Origin of the sequence: Gemella sp. oral taxon 928, assembly GCF_001553915.1 — a bacterium.
Classification (GTDB): Bacteria; Bacillota; Bacilli; order Staphylococcales; family Gemellaceae; genus Gemella; species Gemella massiliensis.
On the sequence record NZ_CP014233.1, the window covers coordinates 108,330 to 131,201 of the forward strand.

Below are 22,872 nucleotides of genomic sequence, written 5' to 3' on the forward strand. Positions count from 1 at the left end.
CCGATTTGAACAAAATTAAAAAAATACCGATAAAAACCTTTCTTAATTTCTTTTGTAATTTACGGGTATTTATTTATGCGGAATTTACTGTTTTTTAACCCTCTTATCCTACGCCTATTTCGACCCTACAAACACTTTTACTAAATGAAAAATTTCTGTACATTTGTAAATGATGTGAGACAAAAAAAGTAAAAAATAAATACCGGATATAATAGAATTACATAGAAGCTAGCTTCTATGTAAACCGTATGAAGCCCCCGACGTAAATTACATTATTTGATTAGATTTGCCAGCTTTAATTCCTTAGAGAACATTTCAGATTTCTAAAACTTATTTGTCAAGGATTTGAAAAAGGCGTAGCCCTTGTCCTTGACAAATAAGTTGTGAAATCTATTATCTAACAAGGAATTAAAGCCGGCATATTTTTATAGACTCTTTCCGTAACTCTTTTCTTTTTTCAACAGGAGAAAGCCAATTTAAAGTCTGCATAGGAAGACGGTTAGAGCGATATAGATACTTTTTCATCTGAGATATAAGATCATCATACGAAAAGAAAGATAAACGCCTGTAAAAACGTTCATTATCATTTCTATGACTACGTTCAACCTTACCGTTATGTCTAGGAGTTCTAGGTCTAATAAGTTGATGTTTAATGCCAAGATTATTACACAATACATCAAAAGGGTGTATTCGTTTAGTATCTTTAAAATGTGTAAATTCAAAACCATTATCAGTTTGAATTATCTTGGGTTTATACCCAAAATAATCAATAGCCATTTTAACAAATTGAACAGTAGAGTATGATGATTGTTCTTTAAAAGGGAAAATAAATCTTTCCCTAGTAGCTTCATCAATGATAGTATATTGATAAAATTTATCAGGAATTTCTCCTACATAACAACGTTTAGGAACATATTTCACATCAAGTTGCCATTTTTTACCAATTTCAGTAGGTGTATTATAGGGTTTAGGTTTATAAGGAATTACTTTTTTCTTAGTATCTTTATAAAAACCTAATTTTCTAAGCACTCTAAATAAAGAACAAGGATGTCTTTTATAACCTTTGTTGAATTTAAGTTTAGCATATAATTCAATCATAGAAATATTAGGATTACGTTTAATAAGATTTTTAATCCAAGACAATTCTTCAACTGTATGGGCGTTAGGGTGAATGGAATGAGGTCTATGAGACTTATCTATAAGAGACTCTTTAGTACCGTCATATTTTTTATTCCAACGCAAAAGAGAGGCTTTTGATATTTTATAGCGCCTACAAATAAAGCGGATAGAGTTACCATTTCTATAAGTTTTAACTGCAGCTATTCTTGTTTGTAAAGTATGAGGTATATATCGTTGTGTTTTTTCTATATTTTCTGTTATAATAGTTTTCATAAGAGTAAATTCCTTTTTTTGATTTGTAGGTAACTTCATTATACAGGATTTACTCTTCTTTTTTTTATTATATGTCTCACATCTATTGTAACACTACAACACTTTTACTAAATGAAAAATTTCCTATGTACTTTACTTTCTTTCTATGTTATAATCATTAGTAAGCCGCTATAGTTAAATGGTATAATAGAGCAATGGTAATGCTCCGTTCCCAGTTCAATTCTGGGTAGCGGCATAACTTTAAAGTTTAAAAAGAAGTTGATTAACTTCTTTTTTTATTATGCTGAAATATCCGCTATCTTTGCATCGATTAACTCAACCAATACATCAGGTTTTACTTCAATCTGATGCCCGACTTTACCGGCTGATATAATAATTGTTTCCACATTATTACACTTTATATCAATAATTGTTGGAAATAATTTTTTCATAGCAAACGGTGAACACCCGCCTTTAACGTATCCTGTAATTGTTGTTAAGTCTTTTAGCGGTAACATAGATAATGATTTAAGTTCCACCGCTTTTGCTAATTTTTTAAAATTAATACTGTCTTCACTCATCAATACTCCGACAACATAATTCCCTTTACCGTCAGTTGTCATAATTGTTTTAAATACTTGATTGTGTTCTTTACCGATAATATCCGCTACCCCTACACCGGTTTTTGCCGCATCACTTTTCACATCAAACTCATAATGATTATATTCAACTCCATGTTCCTCTAAAAATCTCATAGCATTTGTTTTTAATTCTTTTTTCTTTACCATATATTCCCTCGGTTATATTAATTTTATTTTTTAATTATTAATTTTTATTCTACTTCAAAGTTTAATTTATGTCAAAGTAATATTAACAATTTATATAAATATTATCTATAAAACTTGATTTTCTCATACTCCATATTTGACACAGAGCCAAAAAAGAACGGATAAAATAATTATCCGTCCTTTTTATCGGTTAGTTATTAACCTTTTGGTTGTATAATAAATACGGGGCATGGGAAAAATCCATACCTCGTATTGTTCTTTAATATACAAAAAGACAAATATCCAATATAATTAAAGTGCAAAAAATAAACTATGAAAGGATATCTGTCATGAATAATTTTAACACAAAAACAAAAGAAATAAAAGAGGGAGAATTCATTAAAAACCTACTACAAATAAAAGATAAAAACATTACTATAGAGGAAACACATAGAGAAATCATTAAAAACAATCAAAAGTACTTTGTATTCAAAGGTACCTTAACATATAAACCCAAGAAGTGTGAATGCTGTGGTTGTCTTAATAAAGGTTATACTGTAGTTAAAAACGGCTTTAATGAACTTACTAGAATTAATCTATTAAAAATATCAGGTATCCCTGCTTATTTGGAACTAAGAAAGCAACGTTTCAAGTGTAAAACTTGTAATAAAAAATTTGTAGCTACTACTTCTTTTGTAGATAAATACTGTAGTATTTCTAAAAATGTTAAGTTTTCTATAATGAGTGATTTAGCTGATACTTTATCTTTTAAACAAATAGCCAAAATGAATAATGTATCGGTTAATACTGTTATAAGAACTCTTTATAAATGTAAATCCCATGTAGACATTCTTAACTATAATACCTTACCTGAGTATTTATGCTTTGATGAGTTAAAGTTTACTAAAGATAGTAAAAATGGTATGAGTTTTATTTTTTTAGATGCTTTAACTCATGAGATTATTGATATAGTTGATGGTAGAACTGAGTATATTTTAAATAATTATTTTTCCAGATTTTCTAAAGAGGCTAGAAGTAATGTTAAGGCTATTTGTATTGATATTTATACTCCTTATATGAAGTTGATTAGAAATAAGTTTCCTAATGCTGAAATTGTTATAGATAGGTTTCATATTATTCAAAATGTTAATAGAGAACTTAATAGAACTAGAGTTAAGCTAATGAATATTTACAAAAAACAAAAAGGTATTAATTATACTCTTTTAAAAAAATAATTGGAAGTTAATATTAGAAGATGAAAGTAATGTTACTCATGGTAGGTTTTTCTTTAATAGGAGTTTTAGGAGTTTAGTTACTAGACGTGATATTTTAGATTATTTATTAGGATTAGATTGTATATTTAAGGCTAGCTATGAGAGAGTTCAGGATATTAGATATGCAATAAGGTATAGAAATGAGTTGGAGTTTAAAGAATTAATTGAAAAATCTACTATCGATTTATCTGATGGTGTTAGTAAGGCTATTAATACTATGAGAAAACATAAAGGGTATATGCTTAATAGTGTTAGGTATTCTATTTCTAATGGTTCTTTGGAGGGTATTAATAATAAGATAAAGGTTTTAAAGAGAGTTTCTTATGGTTATAATAGCTTTTATAACTTTAGATTACGCATTTTAGTTGTTTCTAGGTTATTTGTTTCTGAGTATAAAAATAATATTTCTTTTAAGGGCGTTTTGAAAAATGCCAAGCAACACTGCATTGCTTAGCATTTTATCCTTATTTTTTCTCATGCCCCGTATTTGACACAGAGCCAACCTTTTCTTCTTCTTGAATAAGCTAATGCCGCTCCGGCTAGTAACAATCCTCCTGCCACTTCTGCCATACCGTTATCTGCTAAACCTGTATTTGGTAATGTTGATTTTGGTTTATCTTTCGGTGGTATAGGCGGTGCTGGCGGAGTTACCGGTTTGTTTTTATCGGTAACTGTTAATTTATTACCTTCTGCTTTTGCAGTGTTTCCATTTACATTTGTTATTTTTACGTTTCCGTCTTTATCTACTGTAAATGTTATATCCGTTACCGCTAAGTATCCTTCCGGTGCTGCTTCTTCATGGAATGTGTATGTTCCTGCCGCCAGTTTTAATTTATGTGTTTTGTTTTCAACTGATGTCCAGCTTGCTACTACTTTTCCATCTTTTAGAATTTGAATTTTTGCTCCTGCAATTTCTTTTCCACCTAAGTTTACTTTACTGAATTGTACTTCTTTCGGTTGATCAGGTGTTGGAGTTGGTGGTACTACCGGTTTTGTTTTATCTGCTACGATTAGTTTATTCCCCTTAGCTTCTACCTTATTTCCATTTACATTTGTTACTTTGACTTTTCCGTCTTTATCTACTGTAAATGTTATATCTGTTACCGCTAAGTATCCTTCCGGTGCTGCTTCTTCGTGGAATGTATATGTTCCTTCTGTTAGGTTAACTTTATGCACTTCATTTGTTGATGTCCAACTATCTACCAGTTGTCCTTCTTTGAAGATTTTAATTTTCGCTCCTGCCAACTCTTTTCCTGCTATGTCAACTTTACTGAATTGCACTTCTTTTTGTCCAGGTGTTGGTGGTTGTGGCGGATTAACCGGTTTTGTTTTATCTGTTACAATTAATTTATTACCCTTAGCTTCTACCTTATTTCCATTTACATTTGTTACTTTGACTTTTCCGTCTTTATCTACTGTAAATGTTATATCTGTTACCGCTAAGTATCCTTCCGGTGCTGCTTCTTCATGGAATGTGTATGTTCCTTCTGTTAGTTTAACTTTATGTACTTCATTTGTTGATGTCCAACTATCTACCAGTTGTCCTTCTTTGAAGACTTTAATTTTTGCTCCTGCCAACTCTTTTCCTGCTATATCCACTTTACTGAATTGTACTTCTTTTGGTTGTGGTGCTGGTGGTGTTACAGGTTCGTCTTGGTCGGTTACTGTTAGTTTGTTACCTTCCGCTTTTACAGTATTTCCATTTATATCTTTTACAGTTACTTTTCCATCTTTATCTACTGTAAATGTTATATCCGTTACTACTTTGTACCCTTTCGGTGCTGCCACTTCGTGGAATGTGTATGTTCCTTCTGTTAATTTTACTTTATGAGTTTCATTCTCTTTTGAAGTCCATTTTTCCACTACCGTAGTACCTTGTTTAATTTCAATTTGTGCTCCGGCAATTTCTTTACCTGCAATATTTACCTTACTGAACTCTACTTCTTTTTCTGTTTTTGGTTTAATAACCATTATCTGTGCTTTATCTTTAGGATCTTTATGTTCTAATGTTTGTTTTTCATCCGGAGTGCCGTTATTATCTTTATCTACCAGATTTTCTTTTGATGTTACTTCTTCGTATACTACATATGATTTACCGGCTTCTAAGTTTTTAACACTACCGAAATCAAGATCCCAATCACCCTGACCACTTGCATCTGCAGTAAATTCGGCTGTTTTTGTTTCTTTTACTTCTTCTTCATTGTCACCATTTACTGCATAAATTGTTCCTTTTACTTCATATTTTTCACCGGCAACTAAACCTTTATAATGTAGCGTATCCACTACTTTTACTCCGTCTTTATTTTCCGGTACTTCTACTGATTTTGTTGTAGTTGAAACCTGTTCATTTACTTTTACTGTTGTCTGTAATTTAGCATTTTTATCAATATCTTTTTTTGATCTGTTACTTTTAGTTTATTATTCTCTGTTGTTGCAGTATCACTAGTTTCTTTCTTAATGATTGTTACATTTCCATCTTTATCAACTTTAAATTGAATATCAGTTACCACAGTATAATCATTAGGTGCTGCTTCTTCGTGGAAAGTATATTCACCTTCTTTTAAGTTTACCTTGTGAACTTCATTTGTTGATGTCCAACTGTCTACTACTTCATCACCTTTTTTAATTTGGATTTTTGCTCCCGGCAATTCTTTTCCGGCTAAGTCCACTTTACTAATTTGTACTTCTTTTGCCGGTGTTTCTCTAAAGCGCCCTGTAAGAATTGCTTGATATCCAAGTTTACCACTATGCCATTCCGGTTTATAACCACGAAGTTCAAATTTATCCATAGGCACGGTGATTTTATTCATATCTTCACGCAATATATATAATGCTTTTTGATATTCTTTTGAATATTTTCCAAATAGGTATTGATTGGCTTGATTATCAATTTTTAGTCCATCAGTATAACGCCACATTTCATTTTGAATTAATTGCCAAAAATCATATATAGCATGTTCACGATCTTTCCAACCTGCTTTTTTTACAATATTAGTTGGATCTTTTAAATAAATATAAACTAATTTAGTAAAAAGATCCCAAAGCTGATCATCAGGTGTAGAAACATGGCTATAAGTATGATTATCTCTAACAAATTTAGAAAGAGAATCCTTGTTAAGTTTTGTTAATCTTTCATACTTACCAAAATATTGATCACTATTATAATCATACCTAGGAAATTGCTTACCATTGGCTAAGCAAAAACCAAAATACTCCGCAATTTTATGTTCTTCGTCTGATGTAACCATACCCAAACGATTACTTGTTCCGGCTGAATAATATTTGCCATCTGCTGAATCAGCTACGGCATCATTAGGATAACCGGTATCGCCATTAGAATTTTCCGCTTTTACATAATTAGCAGCTAATCCAACAACCATAAGTATCGTTAGAACAATACTAATAATTTTTTAAATGATTTTTTCATTTAATATACCTCCTGTATTTATTATAACTACTCATAAAAAACAAAAAGATAACCCACACAAGTAATATAAAAAATAATGCTTTAAACCCTATTTATAAATTACTTCCCTAGATTACCTTCATATTTTCCATTACAGATTATACCATATATTTTTTGATTTTACTACTAATAATATGAAATAAATATGAAATAATGTTAGTTATGTAAATAAACCAAAAACAAAATAATAAATTGTTAATCTATTTTTAAAATCAAGTACCTTATTTTACAGTGTTATTACTATTAATTATATAAAGTAATAAAAAAATTACTTTTAATTAATAATTTGAAAATTTTTACTAAAATCACAATTTTAATTAGTATAACTCCTTTTTAAATCGTTTTCATTTACACTTTTTATCAAATTATTAACAAAATTAATTTAAAATAAAATTTTTTCACCATCTTATATTTTAGATAATTCTATTCATTTTTACAACGGAATTTTTCCTTTTTTCATTTATTTTAATTTTGCTAATAAGAGTAATTTTCTTTTGTGTGAAATTTTACGACCTTTTATAATGGAAGAAAATCGTATTATTCAACAAAAAACACATAACCTTTAAAACTAAAAGTTATGTGCTTAATATTTGAAATTTTCTTCCCTTTTGGTTTAGTTTTAATATTTTTAATCTCTCTAAAACGATTTTTTATTCATGCTATTATAAGTCGTTGGTTTTCGACTTATATACGCCCTTTTTTATGTAGTAAAGATCCTATTATTACTCTAAACAACGAATCCGCAATAATTATCCCAACTGCTAAACCTACAGCACCGTAAAAGCTGTTTAAAAATATATGCGCTGAGTTTGAGTATTCATCAAGCAGCAATGTTCTAAAAGCATCGTAAATCGTTACCCCCGGTACGACGGGTACAAGCCCCGGGATAAAGTAAACCGTTAAAGGCATTTTAAATTTAATGGCGCAGATTTGGCTGATATTAGCTAATAGTAATGAACAGACTAAACTTGCCATAAAGACACTTTGACCGTGGCTCCACATCTCCCAATATCCGCACCAACCTATAGCCCCGATAACACCACCGGTTACTAAGGTTTTTTTAGGAACATCGCATAAAATCGCAAATGATACCGAAGAGATAAAACTGAACACAAAATGATACAATAACATTAACATTATGCCGCCCCTCCTACCAATCTAAGAATAAAGTAAACCGTTACGATTCCCGCTCCCAGTGCAAAGGCAATACAAAACGTTTCGACGAATCTAATCATACCCGATAAATAATGTCTTGCCATAATATCACGCATTGAATTAGTAATCGTAATTCCCGGTACAAGAGGAACTACCGCACCGACCATAGCAAATTTTAATGAAACACCGTTACAAAGTAAATATGTTACGTATCCCGCCGCCCCCCCTACAAAGGTACTGATATATTCTGAAATAAAAGGTGCTTTTAAATATCCTGCAACTCTTAAAAAAACGTAGTAGGCGACAACTCCGGCGATTCCCCCCGGAAAAACATCCCACCAACTACCTTCAAAAATAAGAACGATACTTCCACTTAAAATTCCGGCACATAAAATTTTGAACCATTCCGGAATTTTACTTTGTTCTTTTTCAACAATTTTTAAACTTTTATACATATCGGTTAATCCGATTTTCCCGGCTGTATATGCCCTTGAGAGTGTATTAACAGCCGTTGTTTTGGTCAGGTTATATGTTCTGTCTTCCACACGACGAAAATCAGTTCCGACATCTTCAATTCTAACAAAAAGCCCTGAAAGAGTGACGTGGGTGTAATAAATATCCATTCTAGGATCGCCGATACCCTTTCGAATAATTCGCTCCATTGTATCTTCTATTCGATACACTTCCGCTCCATTTTCCATAAGAATTTTCCCGGCAAGTAATGCTGTCTTCATTAATAATTTTTCATTCATAACAATTATCCATCTTAAAACAAAATGTTTTATAGTCCTTTCCTAGAATTTCAACAAACATATTATAGCATAAATATTTAACTAAAAATATAGTTTTGTTTAAAAATATTTTATATTTAGTATTAAGAATTTTTCAGGCTTTATTAGTTGCCCTTAATATCTTTGTATATTGGAAAAAGCTAACTATACTTCTTTTAAAAATACTTATTAAAAACATTATTACGGCGTTATTTTTAAATTATTTAAAAATAAAATTTTATTTTATCAAAATTAAAGAATAAAAAATCAACTTTAGGAAAATGTTTCCCCGCGGTTGATTTATTTTATCGGTAATTCTATTTTAAATCTCATACCATCTTTATATGGTAGAAAACTATAGTTCAACTCATAGCTTTCTAAAATATTTTTAACAATGTATATACCCAATCCCGTTCCTCTGTTTTTGGCATTATCAAATACTTGGGTGCGATAGAATATTTTAAACAGATTATCCAATTCACTTTTCTCAAGTGCTTCGCAAGTGTTATCCACCACCAAATAGTTATTTTGTAAGTGTATGCTTATCTCTCCATAAAATTGGGTATATTTTACGGCATTTCCTATAATGTTTGATAGTACTTTGCCAAACGCCTGTTTGTTCATTAGAATGGTTTTTTCTTCACAAAGTAGGTTTTGAATTTTTAATTTTTTATTTAGGTATAGCTCTTCATAATTTTTTAGAATATTTTCTACCTCTTTTTTTACAAAAAGTTCTTCTTTATTTTCAGTCCATTCTTGAAATTTTGACGATTCTAAAATTTCTTTAAGCAATTTGTCCATATCATCAATAACGGAAATACTCTTTTTAAGATAAGTATTATGATTTTTATATTTTCCGATATTGTAAAGCATACTTTCCTGCATAATTTTCAAACTGGTTAAAGGCGTTTTTAATTCATGAGAAGCACTTCGCAAAAAGTTAACTTTTTGTTCTTGAAGTTTTTCTATATTTTTATTTTTAGTTTTCAAAGTTTCAATAACAGCCAGCAATGTCTCATACAATTTATTAATATGTAATCCTACTTCTCCTATTTCATCTTTTTGAACTATATCGAATCTGGCATTAGGGTCTAATTTTTCCATTTTTTCTGTTACATCAGCAGCGTATAACAGCGGTCTAACTAATATTTTTGAATAAAAATAAGAAAATACTATCGAGAAAAACAAGGTAATTCCGACCACTGCCGGTAATGTTAACCGTAATGTTCTCGTGAATTTCTCTTTAACGTCTTTACTTAGGACGACTTGAACAATAACACGGTAGCCGTCACTTGTCGTTAATGATCTTTCTTCTATTAGTAATTGGTTATTTTCTCCCTTGTTTTCTATATCCAAATCATGAGTTAATTCGAACTTTCCATCATTTATATCTCTTTTTAAATGTGCCGTTAAATTTATATTTTTAGAGTAGGCTTCTAAAAATGTTCGTACTTCGGAAATATTTTTACCGTTTAAACTTTGAACTAAAACATCAGCCCTTTCTCTTATCTCTCTTTTTTCTTGTTTAAGATATTCATTAGGGAATACACAATAAAAAATTGCATGCGCCAACAATGATATACTTCCTAAAATAGTTATTGTGTAAATAAAAGTCTTGGGAAAAATTTTCATATTCTTCATTATAATTTTATCTTATACCCCACATTCTTAACAGTTATTATGCAGTCTAATACTAATTTCTTTCTTAAATTTTTTATGTAAACATCAATCACTCTTTCCAACGGAATACCTTCGGTATCGCTCCAAGCGTGTTCTATTATCTGGCTTCTGGTTAACACTTGATTTGGATAGCGAAGCAATAATCTCAATATATCCAATTCTTTTGGTTTTATATCGACTTCATGCCCGCCGTTGGTTGCGTTGTAACTGGTAAAATCGACTATTGTTTCACCGTAAGACCATGTATCGTGTATACCATAGTGTCTGGTTAATAATGCTTTTACCCTTTTTTCAAGTAATGCCAAAGAAAACGGTTTTATTACATAGTCATCAGCATCCAGATCAAAACAAATTAACTGTGTTTGTTCATCATTTAATGCACTTAGTATTATGACCGGTATATTACTGATTTTTCTAATTTCTTTTAACACTTCAAACCCATGCTTTTTCGGTAGCATCAAATCTAAAATAATTAGATCTACAGTATTACTATTAAATAGATTTAATCCTTGTTCTCCATTTTCTGCCAATAATACATTGTAATTTTCTTCTTTGAAAAACTCTGCTATTCCGTCTAAAATTATTTCTTCATTATCAATAATAAGTATATTCATATAGTCTTTCTCCAATCATAATATTATGGTTTCTATCAACTATTTCAATATATCCTTTTTAAATTTATAACAGTATTATCGTATCACTTTATCTTAAAATTTTCAATCTAATCATCAAAATTTCATATTTGTTTCATATAAAACATAATAATTTATGCTGGTATATTTTATAAACTTTATCTTATATTTACCCTCTTTTTACAATAAAAGGCTCTATATTAAATATTAAAATGAAATTTTTCCATGCCGGATATTTATTATACAACCTATAAATTTTATAGGAAAAGTATTTATCTTGTTTTTGGATAGTGCTGTAAGAAAAATTTCCATATAAATTTAAAAAAGCACCTCGAATATCATTCGAGATGCCTTTGAACTTTACTTTATATTATCTTACACGGATATATACAGCTCCACTACCTACGCTTGCAGTGTTAAGTACTGTTTGGTTTCCGTACCAACCACCGTGAACTGCTTGACCGTTTCCTGCATATACGGCAATATGAGCTAATCCTATTCCACCGTTAGCATAATAGATTAAGTCACCCGGTTGTGCTTGTGATGCCGGAACTACTGTTCCTAATTTCATGTATCCAGCCGGCCAGTCGTGGAAATTAATTCCTACTGCTTTAAGTGCATTTGTTACCAACATTGTACAGTCTTGGTATCTTCCTAATTGCGCTAAAGCCGCTTGATAAATTGCAGATCCTTTGCTAGAAGATCTCACTGTTGCTGCCGGAGCAGGTGCTTTAGTTGTTGTTTGAGCAACTGCTTTAGTTTGTGCTTTTGGTGCTTCTGCTTTTTTAACTTCCGCTTTTGGAGTTGCAGCCGCTTTTTCTTCAACTTTCGCTACAGTTTTAGTTGGAGTGCTTTCCACTACACTAGTTTTCGCTACAGTATTTTCCGCTTTTGCCGGAGCTGATTCAGTTACTTTTAATACTTCACCAACATAAATTAAGTTTGGATTAGAAACATTGTTTAATTGTACTAACTTATCTACCGATACTCCAAATTTATTAGAAATTTTACCTAAAGTATCACCTAAAACTACTGTGTAGTATCCTTGTGATTTAGCTTTTGCCACTTGTGATACAGTTTCGTTATAAGTTAATTTATCTCCAGGAAAGATAAGTGAACTTGTAAGATTGTTATCTTTCATAAGTTGGTCAACTGTTGTTCCGTTGTTAATAGCAATATCCCAAAGTGTATCACCTTTTTTTACTGTATATGTATCCGCATCAGCCACTTGTGCCAATCCGAAAGCCACTGTCGATACTATTGCTGTTGTTGCTACTAATTTATGTAATTTACCCATCTGTTCTAAAATCTCCTTAAATTCATATTTGTGAACTTATATTCACTTTTATCAATTTTCTTTAATGTATTTTCAATTTCTAAATTTATAGTTTCTTAACGTTTTTTCAAACCAATGTAGTAACATTGTATTATATATCTTTCACCTTTTCAATAGTTGTAACACTTTTGTAATAATAGTGATAATCTTCTGTTACATTGCTTGTGTTTCGTTACTTTACAGTAATTTGTTCCTATGAAAATAAATCACTTTTATTGCTTTCATGCAACATTTATTATATAGTAATATTGTAAATTGTACTGATTGGTCAATGATATATTATAAAATTATGGAGGATTATATATGTATGATTTCACAGCTTCAGCTTCTATCTTGAAGATATTTCTTTTATTTTTAGAAGGTGTACTGTCATTTCTTTCTCCTTGTGTTATTCCTATTTTACCAATTTATATAGGGATTTTAGCCGGGAAAAAGGAAAAAAATATCCAAGGTGAATTAGTATTTAATAAACGTAATATTATTGTTAATACTTTATTTTTTGTTTTGGGAATCTCGGCAACATTTTTTATACTCGCTTTTGCGACAAGTCGTATTAGTATCTTTTTAAATGATAATATTAAAATTCTACAAATTATCAGCGGTATTCTTATTATTTTTATGGGATTACTGCAACTCGGTATCTTTAAAATATCCGCTTTGAACAGAGAATTTTCGATGAAAAATAAATTGACACTAAAAAAAGGTAACACTACCCCAATCTTAGCATTTTTGATGGGCTTTACCTTTAGTTTTTCTTGGACACCCTGCATAGGCCCTATTTTAGCCGGTGTTTTCATATACGCAAGCAGCCATACCGGAATTATGAGTATTATTTTAGTTCTCGTATACTCACTCGGATTTATTTTACCGTTTATTCTTGTAGCATTTTTTGCGACACAATTACTTACGGTCTTTAAGAAAAACGATAATATTTTAAAATACACATCTATTATCTCGGGTGCTATTCTTATTATTATCGGAATTTTAATTTTAAGCGGTTCTTTCGCTACAATTATGAGATATTTTAACTAACTATTTATAATGGAGGTTTAACTATGAAAAAGAAAATTTTACTTACTCTACTTATTTGCGGGTCGGTGATTTTAACCGGTTGTTCGGCTGATAATCCGAAAAATAATGATTCTGATAACAAGAACAGTTCCAATTCTCAAACTACAAAAAAAACTGAATCACAGGCTTTTGATTTCAGCGCTATGGATAAAGACGGCAATACCGTTAAACTTAGTAACTTTAAAGGAAAAAAGGTATATATTAATACATGGGCAAGCTGGTGCGGACCTTGTATTAAGGAAACTCCAGAATTAATCAACACCTATAATAAATTTAAAGATAAAACCGACTTTGCGTTTTTATCAATGACGTCCCCAAATGACAGTTTATTTAAAAACGATAATCCCGGTGATAAAGATAAAGCTACTATTCTTGCGAAAGCTAAAGAGTTAGGTATTAATTATCCCATATTATTTGATGTAAATGATAGATTTTTTATTAATTACAATATCCGTTCATTCCCAACTCATATTTTTATTAATAGTAATGGGACAATTAATAAGAAAATTACAGGTATGATTTCTAAAGATGTATTAGAAAAAGAAATTAACGCTTTAGTTTAAGTTATCCAAATAATGACCACCCCTGAAAAGGGGTGGTTTTCTCTTCGGGTATAACCCTTTGTTACTAACACGCACCTCAAGGCGCTGGCTTTCACATTCGTTCAAGCCCTATTGTATTTTTACGCCCGCTACCCGTCAAACGGGTTTATCTATTTTTTCTTATTTCCAAATGGATTTGTATATTCTTTTGTTGTCAGTTTATCTATTGCAATATCATGCGCTTCTTGATCTTTGATGTATTTTCTTATTGTACCTTCATTCAAACCTACAGTACTTACATAGTATCCTTCTGCCCAAAACTTTCTATTCCCATACTTATACTTCAGGTTTGCATGCATATCAAATATCATCAGTGAACTTTTTCCTTTCAAATATCCCATAAAACTTGATACACTATATTTTAGTGGTATTGATAACAGCAAATGTATATGATCTGGCATTATATGTCCTTCTATTATTTCCACTCCTTTATACTTACATAACCTTTTTATTATATCTACTATATCTCGTTTGTATTGATTAAATTCTATTTTTCGTCTATACTTAGGGGTAAATACAATATGGTATTTACATATCCACTTTGTATGCGATAAACTATTATGTTTATTTGCCATAATTAAAATCATCCTTTCTTTATTTTAGTGCTTGAACTACTCTTATTTTATCAAGAAAGGATGATTTTTCAATTGTTTAACTCTTTTCTCGCACCCGCATAGCGGGTGGTTTATTGTTTCGGAGACTTCGCCTCCTCAACTGGCTAAAGCCATTAATAAAAACAGCGATGTGAATTATGAGATTATCTCAAAATACATCGCTGTTTTTTATATTTAATTATTTTTATTTACACGTCTATTAAATTAATTTTCTTTTATATATTTTTCATTTTTTGTATGGATAGTTAAACCTACTATATTTTTCTTATCAAATTTGAATATTAAACTAAAAATATAACCGAAGGCTAATGAACTTAAGAATGAAAAACCTGAGAATATAAATGGACTTTGTTTAGCGTATAGTGTGTAATCTTGGATATACCAGCAAACTATTCCTGCCGCAAATAATCCGACCAACGCACCTACACCGTTAGCACGTTTTGTGAAGATTCCTAACGCAAATGTCCCCGCTAGCGGCACTCCTAATAACCCTGTATATTTCAAGAATAAATCCCAAGTTTCTTTTTGGTTTGTATTAACAAAGTACAACGCCGCTAATGTTCCGAAAATACCGGCTAAGATAATAATTATACGAGCGATTAAAACGTCTGTTTTTGCATCTTTGCTGCAACCGAAGAAACGTTGTTTAATATCAACCGTGATACAAGCGGAAATAGAATTTAAGCTGGAAGCAATTGTTGATTGTGCCGCCGCTAAAATTGCCGCAATAACCAAGCCTGCCACTCCTGCCGGAAGAGCTGTCAGTATGAAGTAAGGAACTAACGCTGTTGTATTCGCAGTTTTTCCAACAACTTCAGCATTCATAAAGTTCGGTAATTTTGTTACAGCATGAGCCCCTTTGTAAAAACTGTACAATACGGTTCCCATTCCGTAAAATATCGGAATTGAAATAAATGCAAGTAAGCCATTTGTCCAAATAGATTTATTAGTTTCTTTTACCGATTCTGTTGTGCTGTAACGTTGAACAACGTCTTGAGAAGCTGTGTACTGTTGTAAATTGTTGAATATTGATCCTATAAATATAATAGGAATAGTTGATGCTGTAAATGACCAGCTAAATTTTTCTGAAGTAACAATCTTCCCGTTGGCAACAGCGTCGTTTGCAACATGAGAAAAACCGCCAACTTGATATATCCCAATAACAATAACTAAAATAGCACCTCCCAACAGAATAATACCTTGAATAACGTCCGTCCAAATAACTCCTTCCACTCCACCTAAAAATGAATAAATTACACAAAGAAGTCCAATTACCGCACACACTAAATAAGGACTGATAGTAGACACTGATGTAATAGCTACCGTCGGTAAATAAATAACTATTGCAACTCTTCCTATATGAAACAGTGAGAATAAGACACTTCCTATTACTCTCATACTAGGATTAAAACGTGCTTCTAAGTATTCATAAGCTGTTGTAACATTTAACTTTCTAAAAAACGGAACATAGTAATGAATTAGAATGGGAATAATTGCTATAATCGCAAAATTTCCGGCTGCATATGTCCAATCTCCATTAAATGCTTTTTCCGGTGTCGCCATAAACGTAATGGCTGATAATGTCGTCGCATAAATCGAAAAACCTACCGCCCACGAGGGAATACTTCCACCTGCTTTAAAAAATTCATCCGTGCTGGAACCTGCTTTTTTAGTGAAATACACTCCAACACCCAGCATTGCCAGTAAATATACCACCAGCATAATACCATTAAGAGTACCAAAACCGACTTTTTCCATAGATTAATTCCTCCACTTTTTTAAATTATAAGTTATAGTCTTTTACCAACTGTTCTACTTCTTTAAGTTTTTCAGAGGCAAATACTTTCATCGGTTGTTTACAGTAACCGGCATCAATACCTTTTACTTTTAAAATTTCTTTTAATGTTTGATAAAGCCCAAGTTCTAAAACTTTTTCAATCACATCATTAGCTTGATGTTGAAGTTCATAAGCTTCGGCAACTTTTCCGGCTTTCGCCAAATCGAAAATTTTTCTACTGGTTTTACCGTTTACATTATACGTAGAACCGATAGCTCCATCAACACCTGACACTACAGCTTGTACCAACATTTCATCAAATCCTGACCAAATTAATTTATTAGGAAATCTTCTTCTAAAACGTTCTAATTGATAAAAGTCCGCCGCTGTATATTTAACACCGATTACTTTTTCATTATCCAAAAGTTCAGCAAATTGGTCTAAGCTGATTTTTACCCCTGTCAATGTTGGGATATAATATAAAATCATTGTATTTTCCGTTGCATTGATAATAGTTTCGTAATAATGTTTTACTTCGGCAAATGATAACGGATAGTAAAACGGTGTTACCGCCGATAGCGAATCGTATCCCAAGTCGGTTGCATATTTTGCAAGTTCTACCGCTTCGTTTAAGTCAAGAGAACCGACCTGAGCGATTAATTTTACTCTGCTTCCGACAACTTCTTTTACAAATTTAAAAATTTGTTTTTTCTGCGTTGTATTTAATAAGAAATTTTCGCCACTACTTCCATTAACATATAAACCATCTACCTTTGATACTTCGATATTGTACTCAATAACTTGTCTTAAACCGTCTTCTTTAATGTTTCCATTTTCATCAAACGGGATTAATACTGCTGAGTATATACCTTTTAAATCTTTCATTTTAGATTCTCCTTGTTTTAAATTTTATTTAACACATTAAATTTTAATACATTTATATTATAAAACGCTTACTTTTGTTTTGTCAAGAACTATTTTTAAAAAATAAGATGTTTAACGCTATTTACAGCAAATTTTATTTTAATATTAACACTTTACAAACGTTCTAACTCTATTGTAAAATTAAAGTGCAAGTTATTTAACACGTTGATTGAAATACAAAAATAAAATTTATTTAGGAGATATTCGTATGAACAAAAAATTATTTTGGAAAAACATCGGAAAAGTTCCGGCTCAAAAAAATCAACAAGAAAATATCGGAACTGCCGGTTTAATAAAAGGAACGATTAACGATTATTTAATAATAGGCGGTGGTGCTAACTTCCCCAACGGAACTCCTGTCGAAAATGGCACCAAGGTTATTTATTCCGACATTTATCTTTATAAAGAAATTGACGATAATTTAAAACTGATTGAACAAACTAATTTTTCTTTTAAAACCGCCTATGGAGCAACGGCGCAAACTAAAAACGCTCTTTACTACATAGGAGCAGAAAATGAAACTTCATCAAAAATTATTAAAATTTCTGTACAAAATGAAAAGTTGTTTTTTGAAGAGTTATATGCTCTACCATTTTCGGTAGAAAATATTATCGCTGAAGTTTTGGGTGATTATTTATATTTTGGTGTCGGTTCTATTAATGGTACCAACAGTAATGAGCTTTATCGCTACAGTTTAAAAGATGGCGGTTTTGAAGTTATTTCAAACTTTCCGGGGTTATCACGTTCACAAGCTATATCTTATGCCGCAGGAAATTTACTTATTATTTACGGCGGTGGTGCGGACGTTACTTATAACGACGGCTTTAGTTTCGATACCAAAACTCTTACTTGGAATAATCTTTCTCCTGTTGTTATCAACGATGAAGAATTATCTCTACTCGGTGCTGATCGAACACTTCTTAACGAAAATGAACTTCTTATTATCGGCGGTTTTAATAAAGACGTTTGGAAAGAAGCTACTTATAATCTCAACACTTTAACAGGTGATGAGCGTGCTGAGTACAGAACAAAATACTTCACCATGCCGATAGAAGATTATCATTGGAATAAAAAAGAATTAGTTTATAATTTTGTTGAAGATAAATGGTACAAATTAAGGGAAATAAATTTTTACGCACCCTGTGGACATGCCCTTCTTTCAACAAAAAAATATATTTATTCGATTATGGGCGAGATAAAACCTGCTGTCCGCTCACCATTTATTCAACAATGTAAAAAATAATTTTTAATTCACACCTATAATTTACACAAAAACACAGGAACATGTAGACTATCTCCTAAAGCCGGACAAAAGAACTCTAACTTTAGAAAATAAGTTTATGTTATCCTGTGTTTTTATTTTAATTAATTTTTTATTTTTTAAACTTTATGAACTCAATTTTACTGCACCCTATCATAACTACCGATTAAAAACATTTCCCCGATAAGTTCATAATTACGACAAGCTGTCGTTAGTATAAAACTGTCACCTTTTTTTAACGAAAAAGTTTGTCCATCAATTTTTATCACACCGGCTCCATTTAAGACTGTAAAAAGATTACCTGTTTTATTTTTTTCAAGCGTAGCACTACCGTCTAATTCTATTTTATAAACACCGAAATAACGCTCTTGTGCTAAGTTTGTAATTACTGCATCATCTTTTACAGTTTTTGTATAATCAGATACTATCTTTTTGAACGGTACTGTCGTTGTTTGTTTTGTTTTTTCGATATGAAGTTCACGCTTATTGCCGTTTTTGTCTACTCTGTCATAATCGTAAACCCGGTAAGTTGTATCTGAATTTTGCTGTACTTCATAAATTAAAATCCCTCCGCCTATTGCATGTAGCGTTCCTGCCGGTATATAGAAGAAATCACCTTTTTTAACATTTTCCTTTATAAACAATTTATCCCATTCTTTATTATCAATTTTCTTATTAAATTCTTCGTGATTTTTCGCTGTATGACCATATATTAACTGAGAGTTTTTTTCTGCATCAAGAACATACCAACACTCTGTTTTTCCTAATTCACCATTTTCGTACTTTTTAGCGTAGTTATCATCCGGATGAACTTGAACCGATAATTCATCACTTGCATCCAATATTTTTATAAGCAACGGAAATTTTTCATACTGTTTTTGAGTAAAAAGTTTATAATCTTCTTTATACGCTTCTTTTAAAGTTTTACCGCTATATTTCCCGTTTATTATAAGCGAACTGCCGTTATCATGTGCCGCAATCACCCATGCTTCACCGATTTTACCGGCAGGTAGGTCATAGCCGAACTGCTCTAAGTTTCTCCCGCCCCAAAGTCGCTCACAAAGAACAGGTTTTAAAAATAATATTTTATCCATGCCAACCTCCTTAATATATCTATTTGGGTTAATTTTGGAATTTTTAGTATTGTAATGTGTAAAAATTCGTAGAAGTAAGATATGCAAGGCTACTCTAATCTTTTACTTACTTTGTTCGTAAAGATTAGCAAGTAGCTACCGCTTTAAAATTTATCATAGCACAGTATAAAAAAAATTCAAAGAGAAAATAAGGTTTTTGGAAATATTTATTTTAAAACGTTAAATTTTATGTTAAGATATTTGTTGTATAAAATATTAAAAGGCAGGTAAAATTATGCTATTAGGAATCGACATTGGCGGAACAAGTATTAAATTCGCCGTTTTTAATAACAACTACGAAATTATTCACTATGAAACTTGTAAAACACCGGATAATACTACGGTGAAAATTACCGATGAAATGTATCGTGTTGCCGGTATTATTCGTGAAAAGTATAACTTTAATGCAGTCGGTATTTCTTCGGCAGGAGTTATTGATAATATAGCTATGAAAGTTATCAGTGCCGCTCCGACAATTAAAAATTATATCGGCACTAATTTCAGACGTGAATTTGGTGATAAATTAGGTGTTGACATTTACGTTGATAACGATGTTAACTGCGCCTTACTCGGTGAACAGTGGCTCGGTTGCGCTAAAGGGCTTGACGAAGTTTTCTGTATGGCTCTCGGAACGGGCATCGGCGGTGCTTATTATCTTGATAGACTTCCTACAGGTTCGCAGTTTAGTGTCGGAGAAATCGGTCAATCTGTCTACGATTTTGATACTGAAACTACTTATGAACAACGTGCTTCAACGATTGCCCTTGATAAAAAAATCAAAACTGAAATCCATGATACTCTTGATGTTATTGAATTTTTTGAACTTTGTAAACAAGAAGATGCCAATGCTTTAAAAGTTCTTGATGAGTGGTTATTTGAACTTGCTCGTGGTATAGTAAATCTCTTCGTAATATTAGATCCTAAATATTTAATCATCGGCGGTGCTATTTCCGCTCAGAAAGATTACTTATTAAATAAAATCGAAGAAAAAGTACGTGAACTTAATCCTATAAAAATCGATAAAACAAAATTTTTAACAGCCGCTTTAGGTAATGATGCCGCTCTTTACGGAGCGATCAGTCCTTTTGTTAAAAAATAATATTCCTACCTGTACCGATCAAAAAGTTAAAAATTTTTATAGAATTTACTTATTTAACAGTTAGATAATGTACTTTAAAAAACTTTACAAAATCTAACGAATTATGCGAAAGCGACTTAATAAAATCAATTTCTAACAAAATTACGATTTTTAAGTTGCTCTTTTTTTATATATTATCTTCCTCCATTGTTAATTAAAAATATTCGTCTATTTTACTAATATTTCAAATTTTATCTTTACAAATTATCACTATGGTGATACAATCAAAATAAGTTAACACATTAAATTTAATATAGCTATGGAGAACAAAATGAAAAAATATGAAAAAATTATTAATGATATTATTCTAAAAATAAAAACCGGTATTTTTAAAGAGGGGGAGCAACTTTACACCGAAAGAGAAATTAAAGAAATTTACAATGTCAGTTCTACTACCGCCGTCCGTGTCCTAAACGAGCTGGAGGTTACAGGGTATATATTTAGAGTCCAAGGTAAAGGGAGTTTCGTAAATAAAACACTTGTTAACAAACGTGTTTATTTGACAGAAACCAATAATTTCAACAAAATATTTAAAGAAGCCGTTGTTGAACGTTCTGAAGTTATTGATGTTCAATTGGTTCAAGATAAAGAACTTTGTTCAAAATTACAACTTAAAAATCAAAAGTTACTAAAGGTAACCCGTATTAAATATATCGGTACTACTCCTTGGGCTTATCAAACCAATTACATTCCGATAAAATATTTACCCAATATTAATATAACCGATATTGATAACTTTAGAGAATTAGCAACAATGATTCGTAAGGAGTATCGCATTGATATTCATCAGGAGAAATCTAAAAAAACTATGAAAGTTATTACCGATGTTCCTGATGAGATCTCTAAATATATAGCTCCTAGCGGTGAACCTTGTTTCGAATTTAACAGATATACTTATTTTTCTGACGGAAAAATTTTTGAATATGTAAAAATATATATTAACTACAAATATTATAGCATTACTATAAAAGATTAAAAGTCTTAAGAATGGAGTTTTGTATGACTAAAAAAGAAGAACTGTTAAAAAAAATAAAAAATGGCATTATCGTTTCATGTCAGGCACTGCCCGGAGAACCGCTTTTTGTCGAAAAAGGTGGAATTATGCAGCTAATGGCACTTGCCGCAAAACAAGCGGGCGCTGTAGGTATCCGTGCCCAAGGCGTTCAAGATATTACGCAAATTAAAAAAATGGTTGATTTACCTATAATCGGTATTATTAAAAAAAGTTATGACGGTATGGAACAATTTATCACAGCTACTATGAAAGAAGTTGATGATCTTGTCAAAACCGGGTGCGAAATTATCGCTCTTGATTGTACTTTAAGACCTAGGTTTGACGGAACTACCGTTAATGATTTTGTCGCTGAAATAAAAGAAAAATATCCGGATATTATTTTAATGGCAGATATCGCTACTTTAGAAGATGGCATTAATGCTGAAAAATTAGGTGTTGATTTTGTCGGAACAACACTGAGCGGTTATACCGAAAATACAAAAAACCGTCCCGACAAAGTTGATTTAGAGTTAATTAAAAATCTTTCAAATACTATTTCCATTCCGGTTATTGCGGAGGGACGAATTCATTATCCACATCATGCAAAAGAAGCACTCGAAGCAGGAGCTTTTTGCGTAGTTGTCGGCGGAGCGATTACCCGCCCAAAAGAAATTACCCAACGTTTTATTAATGCCGTTAAATAAAGAAAATTCTCTATTTATTTAAAATTTTCTTGCCTTTGCATAAAATTATTTATAAAAATTAAAACGGGAGTAACTCAATAATCGTAATTTTTTAAATAAGATTTTATCAAAATACTCCCACAAGATTTACCGGTGTTCAAAAGACTTATTTGAACACCGGTAAATTAATGTTATAGACGTTTTTATACAAAATGTCAGACAGT

Annotated in this window: 21 protein-coding genes and 1 tRNA gene; 9 read left to right on the top strand and 13 right to left on the bottom strand. The window is 31.3% G+C overall.

Annotated elements, in window-relative coordinates; translation table 11 throughout:
- Positions 1-408: 408 nt before the first annotated feature.
- On the bottom strand, positions 409-1,392 hold the full coding sequence (locus AXE85_RS00470) for a DDE-type integrase/transposase/recombinase (protein ID WP_062174635.1): 984 nt from the start codon (positions 1,390-1,392) through the stop codon (positions 409-411).
- A gap of 164 nt (positions 1,393-1,556) precedes the next feature.
- On the opposite strand from AXE85_RS00470, the gene AXE85_RS00475 reads away from it, so the two are divergent.
- Positions 1,557-1,627 (top strand) — tRNA-Thr (locus AXE85_RS00475).
- A gap of 43 nt (positions 1,628-1,670) precedes the next feature.
- On the opposite strand, the gene ybaK is transcribed toward AXE85_RS00475, so the two are convergent.
- Positions 1,671-2,159, bottom strand: coding sequence for a Cys-tRNA(Pro) deacylase (ybaK, locus tag AXE85_RS00480; protein ID WP_062171917.1), 489 nt, complete (start codon positions 2,157-2,159; stop codon positions 1,671-1,673).
- A 329-nt stretch (positions 2,160-2,488) separates the two neighbouring features.
- On the opposite strand from ybaK, the gene AXE85_RS08735 reads away from it, so the two are divergent.
- Positions 2,489-3,373, top strand: coding sequence for an ISL3 family transposase (locus AXE85_RS08735; RefSeq protein ID WP_062171920.1), 885 nt, complete (start codon positions 2,489-2,491; stop codon positions 3,371-3,373).
- 154 nt (positions 3,374-3,527) lie between these two features.
- Entirely contained in the window at positions 3,528-3,866 is a 339-nt protein-coding gene (locus AXE85_RS08740) for a transposase (RefSeq protein ID WP_250636706.1), read from the top strand.
- 20 nt (positions 3,867-3,886) lie between these two features.
- On the opposite strand, the gene AXE85_RS00495 is transcribed toward AXE85_RS08740, so the two are convergent.
- The 7 genes from AXE85_RS00495 to AXE85_RS00525 all read right to left on the bottom strand — a co-directional run bounded on the left by AXE85_RS00495 (position 3,887) and on the right by AXE85_RS00525 (position 12,412).
- Positions 3,887-5,800 carry a SpaA isopeptide-forming pilin-related protein gene (locus AXE85_RS00495; protein WP_231723826.1) on the bottom strand — a complete coding sequence of 638 codons (1,914 nt, stop codon included), beginning with the start codon at positions 5,798-5,800 and terminating at the stop codon, positions 3,887-3,889.
- Positions 5,767-6,792 carry a thioester-forming surface-anchored protein gene (locus AXE85_RS00500; RefSeq protein ID WP_062171933.1) on the bottom strand — a complete coding sequence of 342 codons (1,026 nt, stop codon included), beginning with the start codon at positions 6,790-6,792 and terminating at the stop codon, positions 5,767-5,769. Before AXE85_RS00500 ends, AXE85_RS00495 begins: the two co-directional genes overlap by 34 nt.
- Before the next feature lie 770 nt (positions 6,793-7,562).
- The gene (locus AXE85_RS00505) at positions 7,563-8,015 is read right to left on the bottom strand and encodes a threonine/serine exporter family protein (RefSeq protein WP_062171936.1); all 453 of its coding nucleotides are present in this window, start codon (positions 8,013-8,015) and stop codon (positions 7,563-7,565) included.
- Positions 8,015-8,785, bottom strand: coding sequence for a threonine/serine exporter family protein (locus tag AXE85_RS00510; RefSeq protein ID WP_062171940.1), 771 nt, complete (start codon positions 8,783-8,785; stop codon positions 8,015-8,017). Before AXE85_RS00510 ends, AXE85_RS00505 begins: the two co-directional genes overlap by 1 nt.
- A gap of 318 nt (positions 8,786-9,103) precedes the next feature.
- On the bottom strand, positions 9,104-10,444 hold the full coding sequence (locus AXE85_RS00515; protein ID WP_072520265.1) for a sensor histidine kinase: 1,341 nt from the start codon (positions 10,442-10,444) through the stop codon (positions 9,104-9,106).
- Complete coding sequence (locus AXE85_RS00520; RefSeq protein ID WP_062171946.1) at positions 10,444-11,097, bottom strand: response regulator transcription factor; 654 nt, start codon at positions 11,095-11,097, stop codon at positions 10,444-10,446. Before AXE85_RS00520 ends, AXE85_RS00515 begins: the two co-directional genes overlap by 1 nt.
- 388 nt (positions 11,098-11,485) lie before the next feature.
- The gene (locus AXE85_RS00525; RefSeq protein ID WP_062171949.1) at positions 11,486-12,412 is read right to left on the bottom strand and encodes a LysM peptidoglycan-binding domain-containing protein; all 927 of its coding nucleotides are present in this window, start codon (positions 12,410-12,412) and stop codon (positions 11,486-11,488) included.
- 342 nt (positions 12,413-12,754) lie between these two features.
- On the opposite strand from AXE85_RS00525, the gene AXE85_RS00530 reads away from it, so the two are divergent.
- Both AXE85_RS00530 and AXE85_RS00535 read left to right on the top strand, forming a co-directional pair.
- Positions 12,755-13,483 carry a cytochrome c biogenesis CcdA family protein gene (locus tag AXE85_RS00530; RefSeq protein WP_062171952.1) on the top strand — a complete coding sequence of 243 codons (729 nt, stop codon included), beginning with the start codon at positions 12,755-12,757 and terminating at the stop codon, positions 13,481-13,483.
- 23 nt (positions 13,484-13,506) lie between these two features.
- Positions 13,507-14,085 (top strand): TlpA disulfide reductase family protein, encoded by a 579-nt coding sequence (locus AXE85_RS00535; protein ID WP_062171955.1) that lies wholly within the window; start codon positions 13,507-13,509, stop codon positions 14,083-14,085.
- A 149-nt stretch (positions 14,086-14,234) separates the two neighbouring features.
- Here the strand turns inward: AXE85_RS00535 and tnpA are convergent, their stop codons facing one another.
- From tnpA to AXE85_RS00550, 3 genes are all read right to left on the bottom strand, one after another.
- Entirely contained in the window at positions 14,235-14,699 is a 465-nt protein-coding gene (tnpA, locus tag AXE85_RS00540; protein WP_062171958.1) for an IS200/IS605 family transposase, read from the bottom strand.
- 243 nt (positions 14,700-14,942) lie between these two features.
- Positions 14,943-16,496, bottom strand: a complete 1,554-nt coding sequence (locus AXE85_RS00545) for a sodium:solute symporter family protein (protein ID WP_062171961.1) — start codon at positions 16,494-16,496, stop codon at positions 14,943-14,945.
- Positions 16,497-16,521: 25 nt separating this feature from the next.
- Positions 16,522-17,400 (bottom strand): N-acetylneuraminate lyase, encoded by an 879-nt coding sequence (locus AXE85_RS00550; RefSeq protein WP_062171964.1) that lies wholly within the window; start codon positions 17,398-17,400, stop codon positions 16,522-16,524.
- 247 nt (positions 17,401-17,647) lie between these two features.
- On the opposite strand from AXE85_RS00550, the gene AXE85_RS00555 reads away from it, so the two are divergent.
- Positions 17,648-18,682: a cyclically-permuted mutarotase family protein gene (locus AXE85_RS00555; RefSeq protein ID WP_062171967.1), complete on the top strand. Its 1,035-nt coding sequence runs from the start codon at positions 17,648-17,650 to the stop codon at positions 18,680-18,682.
- Positions 18,683-18,840: 158 nt separating this feature from the next.
- Here the strand turns inward: AXE85_RS00555 and manA are convergent, their stop codons facing one another.
- Complete coding sequence (manA, locus tag AXE85_RS00560) at positions 18,841-19,794, bottom strand: mannose-6-phosphate isomerase, class I (protein WP_062171972.1); 954 nt, start codon at positions 19,792-19,794, stop codon at positions 18,841-18,843.
- Between the two features lie 274 nt (positions 19,795-20,068).
- On the opposite strand from manA, the gene AXE85_RS00565 reads away from it, so the two are divergent.
- The 3 genes from AXE85_RS00565 to AXE85_RS00575 all read left to right on the top strand — a co-directional run bounded on the left by AXE85_RS00565 (position 20,069) and on the right by AXE85_RS00575 (position 22,669).
- Positions 20,069-20,932: an ROK family protein gene (locus AXE85_RS00565; protein ID WP_062171975.1), complete on the top strand. Its 864-nt coding sequence runs from the start codon at positions 20,069-20,071 to the stop codon at positions 20,930-20,932.
- Between the two features lie 310 nt (positions 20,933-21,242).
- Positions 21,243-21,947, top strand: coding sequence for a GntR family transcriptional regulator (locus AXE85_RS00570; RefSeq protein ID WP_062171979.1), 705 nt, complete (start codon positions 21,243-21,245; stop codon positions 21,945-21,947).
- A 23-nt stretch (positions 21,948-21,970) separates the two neighbouring features.
- A complete protein-coding gene (locus AXE85_RS00575; protein WP_062171982.1) occupies positions 21,971-22,669 on the top strand; it encodes an N-acetylmannosamine-6-phosphate 2-epimerase in 699 nt (232 codons plus the stop codon).
- The last annotated feature ends 203 nt before the right edge of the window (positions 22,670-22,872 follow it).

What these genes read in the sequence shown, in the direction of transcription:
- AXE85_RS00470 (WP_062174635.1), bottom strand. Translation starts at nt 1,392, where the DNA reads ATGAAAACTATTATAACAGAAAATATAGAAAAAACACAACGATATATA.
- ybaK (WP_062171917.1), bottom strand. Translation starts at nt 2,159, where the DNA reads ATGGTAAAGAAAAAAGAATTAAAAACAAATGCTATGAGATTTTTAGAG.
- AXE85_RS08735 (WP_062171920.1), top strand. Translation starts at nt 2,489, where the DNA reads ATGAATAATTTTAACACAAAAACAAAAGAAATAAAAGAGGGAGAATTC.
- AXE85_RS00500 (WP_062171933.1), bottom strand. Translation starts at nt 6,792, where the DNA reads ATGGTTGTTGGATTAGCTGCTAATTATGTAAAAGCGGAAAATTCTAAT.
- AXE85_RS00505 (WP_062171936.1), bottom strand. Translation starts at nt 8,015, where the DNA reads ATGTTAATGTTATTGTATCATTTTGTGTTCAGTTTTATCTCTTCGGTA.
- AXE85_RS00510 (WP_062171940.1), bottom strand. Translation starts at nt 8,785, where the DNA reads ATGAATGAAAAATTATTAATGAAGACAGCATTACTTGCCGGGAAAATT.
- AXE85_RS00515 (WP_072520265.1), bottom strand. Translation starts at nt 10,444, where the DNA reads ATGAAGAATATGAAAATTTTTCCCAAGACTTTTATTTACACAATAACT.
- AXE85_RS00520 (WP_062171946.1), bottom strand. Translation starts at nt 11,097, where the DNA reads ATGAATATACTTATTATTGATAATGAAGAAATAATTTTAGACGGAATA.
- AXE85_RS00525 (WP_062171949.1), bottom strand. Translation starts at nt 12,412, where the DNA reads ATGGGTAAATTACATAAATTAGTAGCAACAACAGCAATAGTATCGACA.
- AXE85_RS00530 (WP_062171952.1), top strand. Translation starts at nt 12,755, where the DNA reads ATGTATGATTTCACAGCTTCAGCTTCTATCTTGAAGATATTTCTTTTA.
- AXE85_RS00535 (WP_062171955.1), top strand. Translation starts at nt 13,507, where the DNA reads ATGAAAAAGAAAATTTTACTTACTCTACTTATTTGCGGGTCGGTGATT.
- tnpA (WP_062171958.1), bottom strand. Translation starts at nt 14,699, where the DNA reads ATGGCAAATAAACATAATAGTTTATCGCATACAAAGTGGATATGTAAA.
- AXE85_RS00545 (WP_062171961.1), bottom strand. Translation starts at nt 16,496, where the DNA reads ATGGAAAAAGTCGGTTTTGGTACTCTTAATGGTATTATGCTGGTGGTA.
- AXE85_RS00550 (WP_062171964.1), bottom strand. Translation starts at nt 17,400, where the DNA reads ATGAAAGATTTAAAAGGTATATACTCAGCAGTATTAATCCCGTTTGAT.
- AXE85_RS00555 (WP_062171967.1), top strand. Translation starts at nt 17,648, where the DNA reads ATGAACAAAAAATTATTTTGGAAAAACATCGGAAAAGTTCCGGCTCAA.
- manA (WP_062171972.1), bottom strand. Translation starts at nt 19,794, where the DNA reads ATGGATAAAATATTATTTTTAAAACCTGTTCTTTGTGAGCGACTTTGG.
- AXE85_RS00565 (WP_062171975.1), top strand. Translation starts at nt 20,069, where the DNA reads ATGCTATTAGGAATCGACATTGGCGGAACAAGTATTAAATTCGCCGTT.
- AXE85_RS00570 (WP_062171979.1), top strand. Translation starts at nt 21,243, where the DNA reads ATGAAAAAATATGAAAAAATTATTAATGATATTATTCTAAAAATAAAA.
- AXE85_RS00575 (WP_062171982.1), top strand. Translation starts at nt 21,971, where the DNA reads ATGACTAAAAAAGAAGAACTGTTAAAAAAAATAAAAAATGGCATTATC.